This window comes from Pseudomonas gessardii, assembly GCF_001983165.1.
Taxonomy (GTDB): Bacteria; Pseudomonadota; Gammaproteobacteria; order Pseudomonadales; family Pseudomonadaceae; genus Aquipseudomonas; species Aquipseudomonas gessardii.
This window is the reverse complement of record NZ_MNPU01000078.1, coordinates 1-14,518: the sequence shown is the minus strand read 5'-3', so window position 1 is coordinate 14,518 and position 14,518 is coordinate 1. Positions and strand designations below refer to the sequence as shown.

8 protein-coding genes and 1 pseudogene are annotated in these 14,518 nt (G+C 52.5%); 5 read left to right on the top strand and 4 right to left on the bottom strand.

Annotation, left to right across the window (positions count from 1 at the left end):
- Nucleotides 1–308 precede the first annotated feature (308 nt).
- The 4 genes from BLL38_RS28660 to BLL38_RS28645 are packed head-to-tail and all read right to left on the bottom strand — an operon-like array spanning nt 309 to nt 6,787.
- Nucleotides 309–1,745: a tyrosine-type recombinase/integrase gene (locus BLL38_RS28660; RefSeq protein ID WP_076965240.1), complete on the bottom strand. Its 1,437-nt coding sequence runs from the start codon at nt 1,743–1,745 to the stop codon at nt 309–311.
- A gap of 2 nt (nt 1,746–1,747) precedes the next feature.
- Complete coding sequence (locus BLL38_RS28655; RefSeq protein WP_076965239.1) at nt 1,748–2,377, bottom strand: hypothetical protein; 630 nt, start codon at nt 2,375–2,377, stop codon at nt 1,748–1,750.
- The gene (locus tag BLL38_RS28650; RefSeq protein ID WP_076965238.1) at nt 2,374–4,473 is read right to left on the bottom strand and encodes a site-specific integrase; all 2,100 of its coding nucleotides are present in this window, start codon (nt 4,471–4,473) and stop codon (nt 2,374–2,376) included. The genes BLL38_RS28655 and BLL38_RS28650 overlap by 4 nt, the downstream gene beginning before the upstream one ends.
- Nucleotides 4,457–6,787, bottom strand: a complete 2,331-nt coding sequence (locus BLL38_RS28645; RefSeq protein WP_076965237.1) for a hypothetical protein — start codon at nt 6,785–6,787, stop codon at nt 4,457–4,459. Before BLL38_RS28645 ends, BLL38_RS28650 begins: the two co-directional genes overlap by 17 nt.
- Nucleotides 6,788–6,863: 76 nt before the next feature.
- Between BLL38_RS28645 and hrpB the strand changes: the two are divergent.
- The 5 genes and pseudogenes from hrpB to BLL38_RS28620 all read left to right on the top strand — a co-directional run.
- Nucleotides 6,864–8,996 (top strand): annotated as a pseudogene (gene hrpB, locus BLL38_RS28640) (ATP-dependent helicase HrpB); the annotation flags it as partial.
- Nucleotides 8,997–9,054: 58 nt separating this feature from the next.
- Nucleotides 9,055–10,545, top strand: coding sequence for a site-specific integrase (locus BLL38_RS28635; protein ID WP_060764147.1), 1,491 nt, complete (start codon nt 9,055–9,057; stop codon nt 10,543–10,545).
- A complete protein-coding gene (locus tag BLL38_RS31220; protein ID WP_076965236.1) occupies nt 10,538–12,442 on the top strand; it encodes a site-specific integrase in 1,905 nt (634 codons plus the stop codon). Before BLL38_RS28635 ends, BLL38_RS31220 begins: the two co-directional genes overlap by 8 nt.
- The gene (locus tag BLL38_RS28625; RefSeq protein WP_076965235.1) at nt 12,439–14,445 is read left to right on the top strand and encodes an integrase; all 2,007 of its coding nucleotides are present in this window, start codon (nt 12,439–12,441) and stop codon (nt 14,443–14,445) included. Before BLL38_RS31220 ends, BLL38_RS28625 begins: the two co-directional genes overlap by 4 nt.
- The coding region (locus tag BLL38_RS28620) for a helix-turn-helix domain-containing protein (protein WP_130898222.1) at nt 14,420–14,518 on the top strand (99 nt) is incomplete at its 3' end. The genes BLL38_RS28625 and BLL38_RS28620, both read left to right, overlap by 26 nt.

Below are 14,518 nucleotides of genomic sequence, written 5' to 3'. Positions count from 1 at the left end.
GTGAATAGTCCTGCGTTGCTGCCTGCCTGAAGGTGTCCGGATGGCCGTGGAATCGGTGTCCGGATGCTTGTGGAATTAGTGTCCGGATGTCGGTGGAATGGGTGTCCGGATGATCATGGAATCCGCATGGATACGGCCTCATCAATTTAATGGCGGGCTAACGCCGGCTCAGGCCGAGAAAAAACTTAACGTCGTGTCCGGGATTAGTTGACCACTACAGTTGGTATTGCTACGGATCTGGCGCTTTAGGTCAAGCAGGAGGCCGCTGAGCGGCTTATTGGCAGATCGCTTCATCTGCCTCAGCCTTATCACTTTTTCAGCGACGTAATGCGCTTCTCTGCGATCTCAGCGTCTTGCTTGTACAGTTCCTTAAGTTCCTGCCTTAGTCGGAGGTATTCGGCTACCGGTAAACCTTCTTCCAACTGCTGCTCAAGGTCTTTTGAGAGTGTGAAGTACTTGTCCATAGCCAGTGTAAGGTGCGTTGAGCTAAGGGTCTCGGTGTAGCCCGACAGATCCCTGAAAGCGAGATGGATGTAGTTCTCCACCGAGTCTGGGTCGAGGTGACCAGTCCATTCGGCGACCTCGGCTTTGAAGGTTTCGGTGTCCAAAAGCGCACGCCGAAAATCATCCGCGTTGTTCAGCTGATGCCGTGCGATGAACTGGGTGAAGAGGCGAGTGATCATGGCATGCCGGAACATGTGCGGGCAGACTTGAGACTCGATACCTGCGAGCTTTCGAAGGTGTAGGATTTCGTTAGAGAAGTTAGTATCGCTGAGGGGCTTGCCTGTACGCGAACAGACGAACAGATATCCGTGATCCTTACCCCCTTTGTAGACATCACGCATGAGCTTTCGCCGGGGGCCATCTATGAACTGGTCTAGTTTCCGCAGCGTCGGGCTAAGAACGGGCACAAACCGCTCAGCACCCTCCTCACGCTTGAGGGTATCCAGGCGTAATACCGGAGACTCCAGGCCTAGCGCGAGCGCATTACGGACATCTTGCACCTTCAAATTCGTCAGTTCGCCGCGCCGTGGGCCAAGGTCGGTGAACATTTCGATCATTGTGAGCCGCCGCATTTTCACGAAGTCGGAGGCCTTGTCTTTTCGATTGGCCGCCCTGAGCATCTGGATTTGCTCGCTGGTCACAGGGTCGCGATGACGCACGCGGTGAGGCTTCCCGAATGAGTGGTGCCAAAGATGGGACTTTAGAACTTTTCTGCCTCCCCGGACTTTGATGTAGTAGGTCTCCTCGCGCGCACGGATGGTGCCGTTCTCTGAAACGAAATTCGGGTGACGATAGAAGGTGCCCACAAAAACCAAAAAATCGAGCCACACCTTGCCCGTGGCAATCACACTATTTTCTGTCTTCTTGGGCTGAGCTGGATTGTACTTAGCGGGCTCCAGTCGGATTTCGACAATGTAAGCCGTGAAGGTTTGATCCGTGAGGTTGATCGGGTCGATACCATCCCGATAGCACCGCTTCAGCAACTGTCCCACCATCCCTGCATGGCCTGCCATCGAGCCCCCCTTCGTCCCCCTCCGGGAAAGGCCATTGCGTGTGCGACCTCGGTTGTTGAGCAAAGTCTGAAGATACAAGTTGCCGATGAGGCAGGGCGAACCGTTCGGCCAACACAAGAAGGACATGTTCGTCGCCTCTTTGGTGCTGAATCGATCGACAGAGTAATGGCCGAAAAATGTAAACTCACCGAGCAGAGAATGAAGCTTTTTCTTGGTCACGGCTTGCATGACTACCCCTTCCTGTAATCGGCAATGTTGGACACGTCGGCGGAGGGTGCCGGCGCTTCGACAGTGTGCAGGGTATTGAAGGGTGGCATCGCCATGCTGAGGATCGCTCTTAGGTTCTCAGCTGCATCCTGCGCCGCCTTTTCCCGCAGCAAGTGGGAGGAGGCGTTGTGGATGTTGAAAAACCAATCGTGGGACTCTGCCAGCGCTTTAAGCAGGAGCATGTTGGTCTGGCGATGCAGCAGAAGCTCATGCTCCAGTTCGGCAACCTTCAGCGTGAGGCCAGAGCGGCTGCGCTTGTTGGCTCGCTCTTCACGATTCTCCGCAATCTTAAGGGCTTCTAGCGCTTTGAGCCTTAGGTCATTGAGGGCCTTGAACCCGCCAGGTAAGTGACTTTCGGCGTAGGTTTTCAGAGAGTTCAGGCTCATGGCCATGATCTGTAGGGATTCGCCACGATCGCTGGTTACCATGCGTTCTAGAGCCGCAATACCACCTTGGCTCTTCAGCGCTTTAAGAAGCTCCTGGTCGGCATAGTACTGCTTAGGCCGTTTGATAGCTTCAACAAGTAATGCGTGCAGCCCACGCACCGACGGCACGGCCTGTGCGGCCAGTGAAACCCCCTTGCCCTTGCTCATGCTGCCTCCGGAGCACGCTTAAGGCGCGCCACAATCTTGAATTTGTTGCCTTCGTGATCGCTGAAAAACTCGGGCTCGATCTCGACCCAGCCTTCCTGCATCAACTCCACAATTTGATCTTCCAGGTCGTGGGTGCTGATCAACGTGAATTTTTCAGTACCGTAGCGTTCCTTCAGCAGCTGCGTGAGCTCCATGAAGTTCTCATAGTTGCCTTGGTGCAGTTGCTCGGCCACGGCCTGCGCTTTCGCGCTGGCCAGCACTGCACCATCAGTCGACTCCGTGATGTAGCGGTATACGTGCTTCGGATCAGTGTGTCCGAGCATCCATTGCAGCGTATCGAGCTTGGCGAAGCTGCCGCAGTAGAAGAACAGCATCGCGAAGAACCGGCGCATCTGATGCTGGCGGAAGTAGTGTCGTTCCCCCTTAGCCGTCAGCGGGGTCTCAAAATAGTCGCAGTAGAGATCCAGGTTGCGGTTGTATACGTAGGCACTGGAGTCTGTCAGTTTCGCTGCACCCTTGAAGTTCGGAACAGAAAAGAGCTTTTGAAGTTTCGGGATGTAGCCAATACGACGGAGCACCTTCTGCATTCGAATGAGTGTCTTGATCATATCTGCTGCGATCGGCTCGATCGGCCTAGCCTCTCGGCGGCGCATGCCAAACAAGTGCCGTGTGCTTTTTGCGTTCCGGAACAGCAGCCATCCCTCGGTCTCATCGAGGCAGTCTTTGGCGTTCAACTCGTACAGCTCGCTGACCCTGCGTGCCATCAGGATTCCCACAGTCAGCTGTACGCAGCCTACGTAGACGCCCAGAAGCTCATAGAGGCCATTATTGGCCCGCAGGCTCTCAAAATAGGATTCTTTGGTGCCCTTGATATTGCTCTGGTATGCCCCGTTGTTCACCGAATTCATAGCCAAGCAGAGCTTGCTTACACCGAGTGCTGCCAGCTTGGGCCCTACCAGCTGTTGAACCTCTGATGCTGTCAGGGCGCTCGGGGAAACCTTGCGCTTGCGGCACTCCAGCGCGATCCGGCAAAACGCCCTGGTAAGCTCCTGGCCATGGTCGAGGTGAAACTCGATTGCCTGGCGCAGTCCCGTGAAGACTATTTCGGACGGAAGGGTGCGGAAGCGCCCGATGGTCGACAGATCAGGCTGGAATTTTTCCGCCTTAATGAGGGCTTCTTCCCTGGGGGCTGGCAACTCCAGTTCATGAAGCACGCCTAGCTGATAAACCGCGCGCCGGTAAGTAACGTATGCAGAATCGCGCATTTTTTCTCGGGCGCCGCTGGTTACAGGCGCACCTGGAAACTCACGATCAAACTGCGATGAGTCATCATTATAAATGAGGATGTCATACATCACTTTGGGTTGGTTTTTCCCCCAAAGGGTCTCTAGATAGATCTCCTGCGATAGCTGAGTGGTGTTCGGTTGGTTGCCCCCCACCTGCTTGTGGTAGAAACCTTTAAGGTAGAGCGCGGCGCGAACTTTAGGAATCAGCTCACAAGCAATCCCAAGGTTATTTTCGACACGCTGCTCATCGGAAATCTCGGCAATTTGGGGCATGGCCTGAATCAGTTCGGCCAATGCGATAGGGCTGGTAGCTTCGACAAGCTCCAGGCAGTAATTTCGCAGCCGTTCACGCCAGTTGTACACCGACTCCGCAATGAGTGGAGTGTCAGCGAGCGTTTCAAGAATCTCTATCAAGTTTCCGGCAGTAAGACCTTCCAGGCCATACTTTGCTAATCGGTAGCGTTTGCCATTAATCAGCAAGTAATCCAGGATGTGGCATGCATGACAGAAGCGCTGAAGCTGCTGGCCCTGGACTTCATTTGTCTCCTGAAGATAGCCCGAATCGTCACGAGTGCAGGACGTTAGGTAGTACTTGAAGCCCAGCAGAAGATTTCGGTTTTTGGCATCCGTCAGCAGACTTCCATCACCCAACTGCACCCGCCAATCAAGGTTCTTGGGCTTTTTGTAGCCAAAGCTGTACTCCCAAACCTCTGCGTCGAAGTCATTCAGCAGCCAAGACGCGTAGCGATACGCCTCTGAGGCCTCAACCAAGAAGGGGGCAAGGAAGTCGAGCTCAGGAGGCAGTTGCATAGATCAGGTCTTCCATGTGAGCGGCATTGGCGTGCTGTTGAGCGGCTTCGAGGTGATCAATCAAGTCGCTGTCCAGGCCTTCCTCAATATCTTTGACCACCAGATCCGTGAAGCGCGCCCAGTAGATGGCCTTCGAGCAGAGCTGCCTGCCTGTTGGGTTTGTCTTGGTTGCTTCGACAACGGCGGCTTTTAGCGACAGCAGGGCCGTGAGCACGCCGGTATCGATCGAAACGATCACCTGGCCAGGCTTGTCAGCATCAGAATCGTTGGCTGCGGCTGCGGGCGTCTTGAGATAGTCAGGGTTCTGCAAGTGCTCCGGGATTTCCCGCAATGCGTGGTTTTCCAGGAATTTATGGAGCTCCTCCATGCTTGCGAAGTGGGCGATTTCTAGCAGGCGCGGGCTGTCTTTCATAGCGCGGCAGATAATCCCGCGCTGAAACAGACGGATCCAGCGTGTCTGGAAGAAGGCCAGGATGGGCTCTGGCAAGTAGCTGCTAAGCAGTGTGGAGGTGTATCCCTTGTGGCCCAACGCCCTGGCCATCTCCTCAACGTCGTGATCACGCAGGAAGATCTCGACGGCTGCGGAAGCGCGAAATGCTGTGACTGACAGCCTAGAAATGAAGCGCACGGTCGCGAAGTCGCTACGATTTCCAAGAACCATGAACTCTTCAACCATTTCACGTCTGAACTTAATGGTTTTATCATTCAGCTTAATGGACTCTGGCTTAGACGGTGTAGCAAATCGTCCTGCGGTGTGAAGGAACATATATCGCCACTCGTCGTTACCTGCTGCTCGAAGCTCGTCTCGCAATACTTGGTTCATGGAAAGCGTAAGCTGTACCCACTCGGTCTCTTCATCCGATAGCAGGATCTTTCTCTCACTATTATGGCCGCCAGCCCTGTCTTTATATCCGGTCAATTGATAGGCGCCCGACTCTGTTTTTGTGAGCGCTGTTAGGTCGCCTCGCTTATCATAAAGTTCTAGGCCCAAGAAAAACGCGTCGGTGACATCTGGATGTCCGTGGATCAATAGCATCTGTAGAGCGAAGACGGTCTCTACGCTGGGAATGCCAAGAAGCTTATAGGCTTCGCCTTTGGGAGCTTTGCCCAGGATGCTCTTTAAGTTGTTCTTGAAATATGTGATCCCTTTTTTTAGGAAGGTCGCACATATATTTTCTGCGCCAACTTCGTCGATAGTTTTTGCGTTGCTGTTACCACCGGTGATAACAGTTCCTCGTTGCCCACGCTCTACGCAGGCCTCGTATGCTTCTTTGGCTTTTTGCAGTCGATGTCTCGCCCATTTCAAAACGAGCGCGTTGTCTTCATGGATGTTTTTGAACAGAATTTCGATAGCTTCGCTATCGGTAAGGTGCATAGGAACTTCTGTAATCAATTTGTCCTTTACAACTGTTCCGTCAGCTTTCTGTTTGGTATTTGTCTTTGTACCTGACGTCGACTTTGAAATTGGCCTGGGTAGAGCGCCCGAGAATGGCTTAGCCCAAATTCCGGATTGCAGAAAAACCTCATCCATTGAGAATACAAATTTTGAGTAGGAGCGGCTTCGGTTATCTAAGTCTGTACCGTTTTCTAATGCCTGTGTGAAACTGTGGAACATGAAGTCAACGAATAGTCGCCTGATTTCCACTGGATTTTGGAATGTCGAGATTGGCCAGCGTTCTTCGTTGTTCGCGAGATAATAGACAAATGTATTGAAGTCAGAATGGGATGGGCTCAACTTTTTCGACATGTTGTTGCTGTAGTGTTCGTACACACTTTCAGCGAACTCATGGCCATGAGAGTTCCACAAATAAGCAATGGGCACGTACCCGTTTTTTCCATTGCGGCCTTGAACCGTCCAGCCATTCCAGTACCGCAGAGCAATAGGATCCAGGTGATGTTGCATCTCCTGCCACACGTGCTGGTAGAGCTTAGGTTGCCAGTCTGCGGTGGTGAGTTCCGGCAGCATCGGAATCTCTTCACGCATCTTGATCATTAGCTTGACGAAGCTCCGCTGGTACTCCCTCCTGGCTTGATATCCCACGGGAACTAGCGAGTCGCCATCGAGGGCCCCCAAAAAGCCTTGGATGACTTTTTCGAATCCCGCGTTCGAAAGTGACAGGTAGGTGATGGGCGTAGCGGTCACATGACAGTAGGCATCGAAAACGGGAATGAGGTTGCCAGCCTTTGTATTGGAACGTGTGGCTAAAGCATCGAAAGAACGCTGCATGAGCTCCAGGACGTCAGGAGGGATCGCTGTGATCGGATAGAAAGGCAAACACTGCATTTCCTTGATGATTGTCAAAGTGTTTTCCATCCGTACAAATCCATTCAATCCACTGTAATAACTACATTTTTTACATCTTTGATAAGTTTGTGCAAGTGGCAATCTCCACGAACGCAGCCTCGACGCCGACCTGGCGCTGGCCCTGAGCCTCAACGGCCGCGAGCTGTTGCGTGACGAGCAGCCGCTGAAAATCCTCCTGATGTCCGCCACCCTTGAGGGCGAACGCCTGTCGGGTCTGCTGGACGACGCGCCGATCCTGCGCAGTGAAGGGCGCATGTACCCGGTGCAGATGCGCTGGGGCCGGCCGTTCCAGCCCGGTGAATTTATCGAGCCGCGGGTGCTGCAGACCATCCTCGAAGCCCTGCACGACGAAACCGGCAGCGTGCTGGTGTTCCTGCCGGGGCAGGCGGAGATTCGCCGGGTCCATCAACAGTTGGCGGATGCCCTGGGTGAGCGCGGCGATGTGCTGCTGTGCCCGTTGCATGGCGAACTCGACCTGGCCGCCCAGCGGGCGGCCATCGACCCGGCGCCGGCGGGCAAGCGCAAGGTGGTGCTGGCCACCAACATTGCCGAGACCAGCCTGACCATCAATGGCGTGCGGGTGGTGATCGATGCCGGGCTGGCGCGGGTCCCGCGTTTCGACCCCGGCAGCGGCATGAGCCGCCTCGACACCCAGCGCATCTCCCGCGCCAGTGCCACGCAACGCGCGGGGCGGGCCGGGCGGTTGGAGCCGGGCGTGTGCTATCGGTTGTGGTCCGAGGACCAGCATGAAGGGCTGGCGGCCTATAGCAGCGCAGAGATCCTCTCGGCGGACCTGGCCGGCCTGGCCCTGCAGCTGGCGCGCTGGGGCGTGACGCCGACGCAACTGGTGTGGCTCGATGTGCCGCCCGCCGCCGCCTATGCCCAGGCCCAGGACTTGCTCGAACGTTTGGGCGCGCTGAAGGACGGGAGCCTGACCGCCCACGGGCAGAAAATGGCCAGCCTGCCGGCGCACCCGCGCATCGCCCATTTGTTGTTGCGCGGGCAGGACCTGGGGCTGGCGAGCATGGCGAGTGATGTCGCCGCGCTACTGGGTGAGCGCGACATCTTGCGCGGTGCGGGCGCGGACTTGCACAGTCGCCTGGCGTTGTTGTCTGGCGAAGAGCGCGCCCGTGGCACTCAAGGCGGCGTACAGCGGGCCAGGCAACTGGCTCGGCAATATCGCGGTTATCTAAGGGGGCAGGCTGCGCAACCGGTGGCCGATCCCGAGCATCCGCGCTGGCTGGGGGCCTTGCTGGCGCTGGCTTACCCGGACCGGGTGGCCCAGCAGCGCCGCGCCGGGGGCGCTGAATATCGCCTGGCCAACGGGCGTGCAGCGCTGTTTGCCGAAGCCGACAGCCTGATGAAGCAACCGTGGCTGGTGATCGCCGACCTGGGCAGCCGTCAGGGCCAGCGTGAAGAGCGGATCTACCTGGCCGCCGACTTCGACCCGGCGCTGTTCGATTCGGTGTTGGCCGAACAGGTGCGCAGTTTCGACCACTTGGATTGGGACGAGCGCGAAGGCGTGTTGCGCGCCGAACGCCAGCGCAAGGTCGGTGAACTGGTACTCAGCCGCGAGGCGCTGACCGGCCTCGACGAATCTGCCCGCAGCCAGGCGCTGGTCAACCTGGTGCGGCGCAAAGGCCTGGAACTGCTGCCCTGGACCCCGGAACTGCGCCAGTGGCAGGCCCGTGTCATGCTGCTGCGCCAGTTGGACGCCGGCCAACCCGGCCAATGGCCCGACGTCAGCGACAGCGCCTTGCTCGCCAGCCTGGAGCAGTGGCTGATGCCGTACCTGGGCAAGGTCTCGCGCTTGAGCCATTTCGCCCACCTGGATATCTCCAGCTTCCTGCATAACCTGTTGCCCTGGCCGCTGCCCCAGCGCCTGGACGAACTGGCGCCCCATCATTTGAAAGTACCCTCGGGCTCATCGGTGCGCCTGGACTACAGTGAGCAACCACCGATTCTTGCGGTGCGCTTGCAGGAATTGTTTGGCCTTGCCGATACCCCGCGCATTGCCGGTGGGCGGCAGGTGGTGAAGTTGCACCTGCTGTCGCCCGCGCGGCGGCCGGTGCAGGTGACCCAGGATCTGGCGAACTTCTGGCGCAGTACCTACGCCGAGGTGAAGAAGGATCTGAAGGGGCGGTATCCCAAGCTATTCCATAAGTTAGACCCTTGGGTTGAATCACTTAACAAAAAAGGATTGACAAAAAAGGATTGATATTCATCTCGTAACTGTGAACATTGACGCATCTACGCATTGAGAGGCGGATGTGCACATGTCGTCATACGAGAACTCTGCTCATACAGGCAGGCTGGTCATTGTCCCTCGAGTGCGGGATGCTTTTGCTGATCTGTACGTTTCTAACAAACCTCGTGGAGCGACCCCCACGCTCTTGGTAGCCACTCAGCCACCCATTGAACTATTCCAGGTCAATGAGTTTGGTAGCAAGAACGGCGAGCGCGATGTGTACAACTTCCCTGTGTTGTTCCATCGCTGCGGTCTGCCGTGGATCGAGGCGAACTCATATCTTCTTAACCTCGTCAAAAATAAGCATGCACGGACTAGGCCGACAGACAAGGCCCGTCGCACTGCAAGCAGGCTCTTAGACTACCTGTTGTTCTGTGAGGATCAGGAGATTGATTGGAAAGACTTTTCCGGCAAGCGACCACCGCTTAGACCAACATACCGCTATTTCAGGCATTTGATTGATGATGGCGGAAAGTCTCCTGCGGTAATTAACCAATATACAAATATCGTATATGATTTCATTAAGTTTGTTTCGTTGAATTGGCACTATGAAATTGATATGGAGCGCGTTGATACGGTAAAGAAAGTTAGGCTCTTGCTGGAAAGTGGTCGCGGAGCCAGGATGATTGAAGTTGAAAAGCGCAGCCAGACGCTTCCAACGTCTAAGGAAAGTAATGTTCCCATTGGCTTTGTCCGTGACGATGGTGAAGATTTAAGACCGCTCACCAATGAACAGCTTTCCGAGTTGTTGGCGATAATAGATGATGAGAGAAATTGGTCGCAGCAGGAACGACTGATACTTCTTGTTGCATTGATGACTGGCGCGCGGAAGCAGACAGTCCTGACCTTACGTATGAAGCACCTTGAGGGTTTTACAGAGGACAATCTTCATCGTGACAAAACATACCATCTGCATGTGGGGCCTGGGACTGGTATTGATACCAAACGCGATAAGCCTCAGATGCTTCATGTACCGAAGCAACTGGCTGATGACCTGAAGGTTTTTGCTAGCAGTCCTATGGCAGTCAAGAGACGGGGATTGTTGCGCGAGAAATTAAAGAAAGAGCATAGCAGTCTTGAAGCGTTGAATGATGACGATATGTATGTGTTTCTATCTGATCAAGGTAATTGCTATTACATGGCGGAAAGTGATCCGCGTTATTTAGAGGTTAAGTCAAGGCCGACGGGGCAGGTGACCGAAACCATAAAACGAAAATTGATTAAGTATGCATCAAAAGAATTTCCTCTTGGTTTTACGTATCATTGGTTAAGGGCAACCTTTGCTTTTCAGTTGTATCAGCATTTGCTGCCGTTATTGGCGTCGGGGCGCTTGCAATATGGTGAGGAGGTTTCACTTGTTCAGAGGCGCCTGTATCATTCAAATCGAGAAACGACAGAGAATTATCTGAAGCTCTTTCGATTGCACTCTGATAAGTTGGCTGCTCAAGAGCTTTACGAAGATGAGATTTTCGGATTCGGAGACTACAGTGATCTGAGATTGGAGAGCGCTAATGAGTGATTTGGACCAAATGGTTATCCGTGAAACGGATGTGGTCACCTTGTCTCAGCTAGGACAAGATTTTCTGTATCCAGAGCGTTTGCGATTGAAGCTTGATCCTCGTGCCATTAAAAGCCCTATTGATATAGGTTCATTTGCCTATTCGGTTAGGTACATGGGAGTCAGGTCATGCAGGGAAGGGGTTCCAGTTGTTATTGGATCGTTCATTAGTGGTCGGAGGATGCTGGTAAGAACCATTGGTGATTATTTCAATACTGGTGGATTAAGAGATAGAAGCATCCTTGGTGAGTTTAAAAGTTTTAAGTTTGTATTGGATTGGTGTGATGCCAGTGGGCATGTAGACGCGTTCGACAATGTAAAGTCTGCTAGGGTGGCATACAAAGGATTTAGAGAATTTCTTCTGCATCAAATTTTGGCTCTGGGGAAGTTAAAGCCAATCAGTTGCTTTGCTCGTCAGAGGGCATTTAAGCTTCTTATTGGTCTTCACTTCAAAGATGGTGCTGATTATATTACAAGAGGCGTGCCTGGTATTAAGGCGAACCGGAAAAGCCCTGAGCCTCCGAGAGAAGATAATGTAAAAAGCTACATAAATGTCTGCATTGATGTTGCGTCTCGATTTAGTTCTTTTGTCATGAGCGGGGAGCCATTCCCCTGTCGGGTTAAATTTTCAGGTCTAGAGGCTGTAGTTTTCCCTATTTATGGCGCGACGCTAACCCCGTATTCGAATGGTAAGAGGCTTCACTGCCTTAATCTCGTGGAAGCACGGGTGGCTACGCCAGAAGAATATATGGCTAGTGGAGCACGAGTTAGTAAGCTGGATATAATTCGCCGGTCGCTTGGCGATACGCAAAAAACCATAGATGAAGCGAATACGGATCTTCGGCATGAGCAAAGGATGCGTTTGGCATCCATGTCTGCCAGTGCATATGCATGTCTTTTTATTTTGATTACAGGGGCAAATCCTAGCGAGTTTGTGCAGTTTGAATATGCAGAAGCTCTTGAAATTGAGCGGTCGGCGATAAAGAAAGAGTTGACGGCGGTGAAGTTTCGGGCGAAGGGAAGGACGACGCGCTATCCAATCGGTAGAAAGGGGCTTCAGTTGCTAAGAGCCTATTTGAAGCTAAGACAATGGATGCTTAACGGACAGAGCTGCGAGTATCTTTTCTTCAGAATGCGTAAGGATGGGGTCTATTCTGGAGAATATAGTCAGTTGAACGAGAATTTTTCTAGTGCATTTTTTAGGCGGCTTAGAGGAGTGTATTTGCCACCTGATGCGAAGAATATCCCAGCATCTGCGGTAAGAAAGTTCAAGAGTTTGGTTTTACATGAATTGAGAGTTTCGCCATCATTAGTAGCCGAGTCGCTGAATCATTCACAGCGTACGAATGCATCAAATTACTCAGAAACCACGGTGGAACGGCAAGAGCAGGAGTTCGGTATCTACTGGGAAGCTGTGCGCAAGGCTGCGGAGGTGGTTCGAGAGCGTGGTGCCAAGGAGGAGGCTGCCACTGTTGTAGGGCACTGCGAAGACTTCAATCATCCAGTGCAAACACGCGAGGAAGTGCCGATTCAACCGAATTGCGAGACGCAGTACGGGTGCCTCTATTGTGAGAACTATATGTGTCATGCGGATGAAGAGGATGTTCACAAACTCCTAAGTCTTCAGTACGTTGCTAACGCAGTGAGGAAAACTACCGCAGATTTACAGCATGCCGAAAGGCTATTCAAGGACCTTTCTATTCGCATTGAGTTTATCCTTGAAGCTGTCTCCGAGCGCTCAAAGGAGAGTTCGACCCTAGTCGCTGAAGTTAAGTACAGAGTGCAAAAATTGGGCGATCTGACGCCTTTTTGGGAGAGGCGCTTGCAACGTTATGAGAAGGTGGGGGTGGTATTTTGAGTTCTACGTTTTTTAGTGATTTGTTCTCTGGCGTGGCGGGAGTCGGCTCTGTTCCACCGGATCCTTATGATGAAGAGGACGGCGTCCCTCCTGATAGCTTTGTGATGTGTCGCGATAGAGATGGGAATGCTACAGCGGTCTATGGGGATGATGTGTGGGATTTCAATCCTTATCGCCTTAGCGCGAACAGAGTTAATTTGTTTCGGTTTGACGGCATGTTGGATGGTGAGGGCGTTGAACGGCGGCGCTTGATAAATGAAGTAAAATATATTTTTTTCTGCCTTATTTTTTATGTAAGTGCGGGGCATATTGGTCGGCTTAGCCCGTCTTCTTTGTTACAGTATTATACTGTTCTTCGCTCTGCCGTTCGGTATTGTTATGCGCAGAGGGATAGAGAAATGGTCGGGGTGTTGTCACTCCAGCAACTTTTTACTATTCCGGTATATCTTGCTGCCTTCCTCAGGGAATGTAAGATGTGTCAGAGTAAGGTCAAGAAGCTTCGTGCGCTGCTGCGGCACTTAGTTTCGGTAGGGGAGAAACGCCTTGGGTATCGAATTCAGGGTGTTTTTGATGTGGATTTCGGATTGGAAGGGTATAGGGAAGGATTGCAGCACCCTGTTATACCAACTCGTATCTATCTTGAGATAATAAATATTCTCGGTGATAGGGTTGATCAGATTTTTTCTGGTATTGATTCTCTTGAGGAGTTTATTGCCTCCTTTGAGGATAGAGTTTACGGCACAAGTATCAATTTTCAACGCTGCACTATGAAGGTTTCGAAGCGGGATGTCCGGCCTATATTTGAGGAAGCTATTGCGCAGCACCAGTTGAATAGCGTTTTTGCTGGGGATTTTATCTGTAAAGAGCGAATGGGGTTGTCGTTAGCGTTAGCTAAGGTCCAGTATATTATTAAAACTATTATCCACACCTATACAGGGATGCGCGATCAAGAGGTCGCGAGACTTCCGTATAATTGTCTTTCACAGTCTGTCGTTGTTCCTGATACGACGGATAGTCGGGGTGTTGTCCGAGATCGAGCAAGGATGGTTGATCTTATATCCACCACGACAAAATTTGAAGGGTACAGGCAAGTCGAGGCTTGGCTTGCCACTGAAGACGTAATTAAGGCGGTCAAGGTGGGGCAGGCAATCTGCCGAGGTCTTTCAAAAATTTATAAGACTGATGTCAATGATATGCCGCTTTTCCTTAATCCATCAATCATTGTGAGAAAAGGCGATATAGAGGTTGGCGTTACGATTTGGAGGGTCGAAGCAAAGCCTGAATCACTGGCAACATCAATTCTGATTGAACAGTCGGATTTGGCTGAGCTTGCGGCCACCGACCCAGGAAGAGATTTTTCTGCTGAAAACTCTTTTGCCGTTGGCATGCCTTGGAATTTAACTAGTCATCAGTTTCGACGCTCACTGGCATTTTATGGTAGCAGTAGCGGCTTTATATCACTGCCTAGCTTGAAGAAACAGTACAAACACATGACGTTACAGATGGCGCGCTACTATGCCAACAATTTTGAAAATCTCAAAACTATCTTTGGCTATTACGATTCGGAGAAGAAAGAGTTCGTTCTACCCCAGAATCACATGGCGTATGAGTTTCAGATGGGAATGCCGATGAGTGTCGCCTATGACATTCTGACGGAGGTTCTGGGAGAAAACATACCTCTCTTTGGAGGCGTTGGAAGTTACATCAATAAGCAGCGTCAGCGCCTTGAAAGCGGGGAGGCTCAAATTGCTGATGTGCGCGCTGAAACGATGAAGCGGGTCGCTAATGGTCACCTCCGATATCGCCCAACGCTGCTCGGTGGTTGCACTAAAGTTGGGGAGTGCGATTCCTATCTTCTTGGTGACTTTACGACCTGCTTGAGCTGTGAGGGCTCAATCATCAAACCTCAGAAACTAGATGAAGGGCGGCGGCAAAAACTGAGTGCAACACCTGACCTTTCCGGTACGGTGCTGCCCTATGTCTTATTCCGAACTCAGCGTTGAAGAGCGTGCCACCATTCAAGTTAGTCATGCCCAAGGCCTCAGCTTGCGCAGGATTGCCTGCTTGATCAACCGA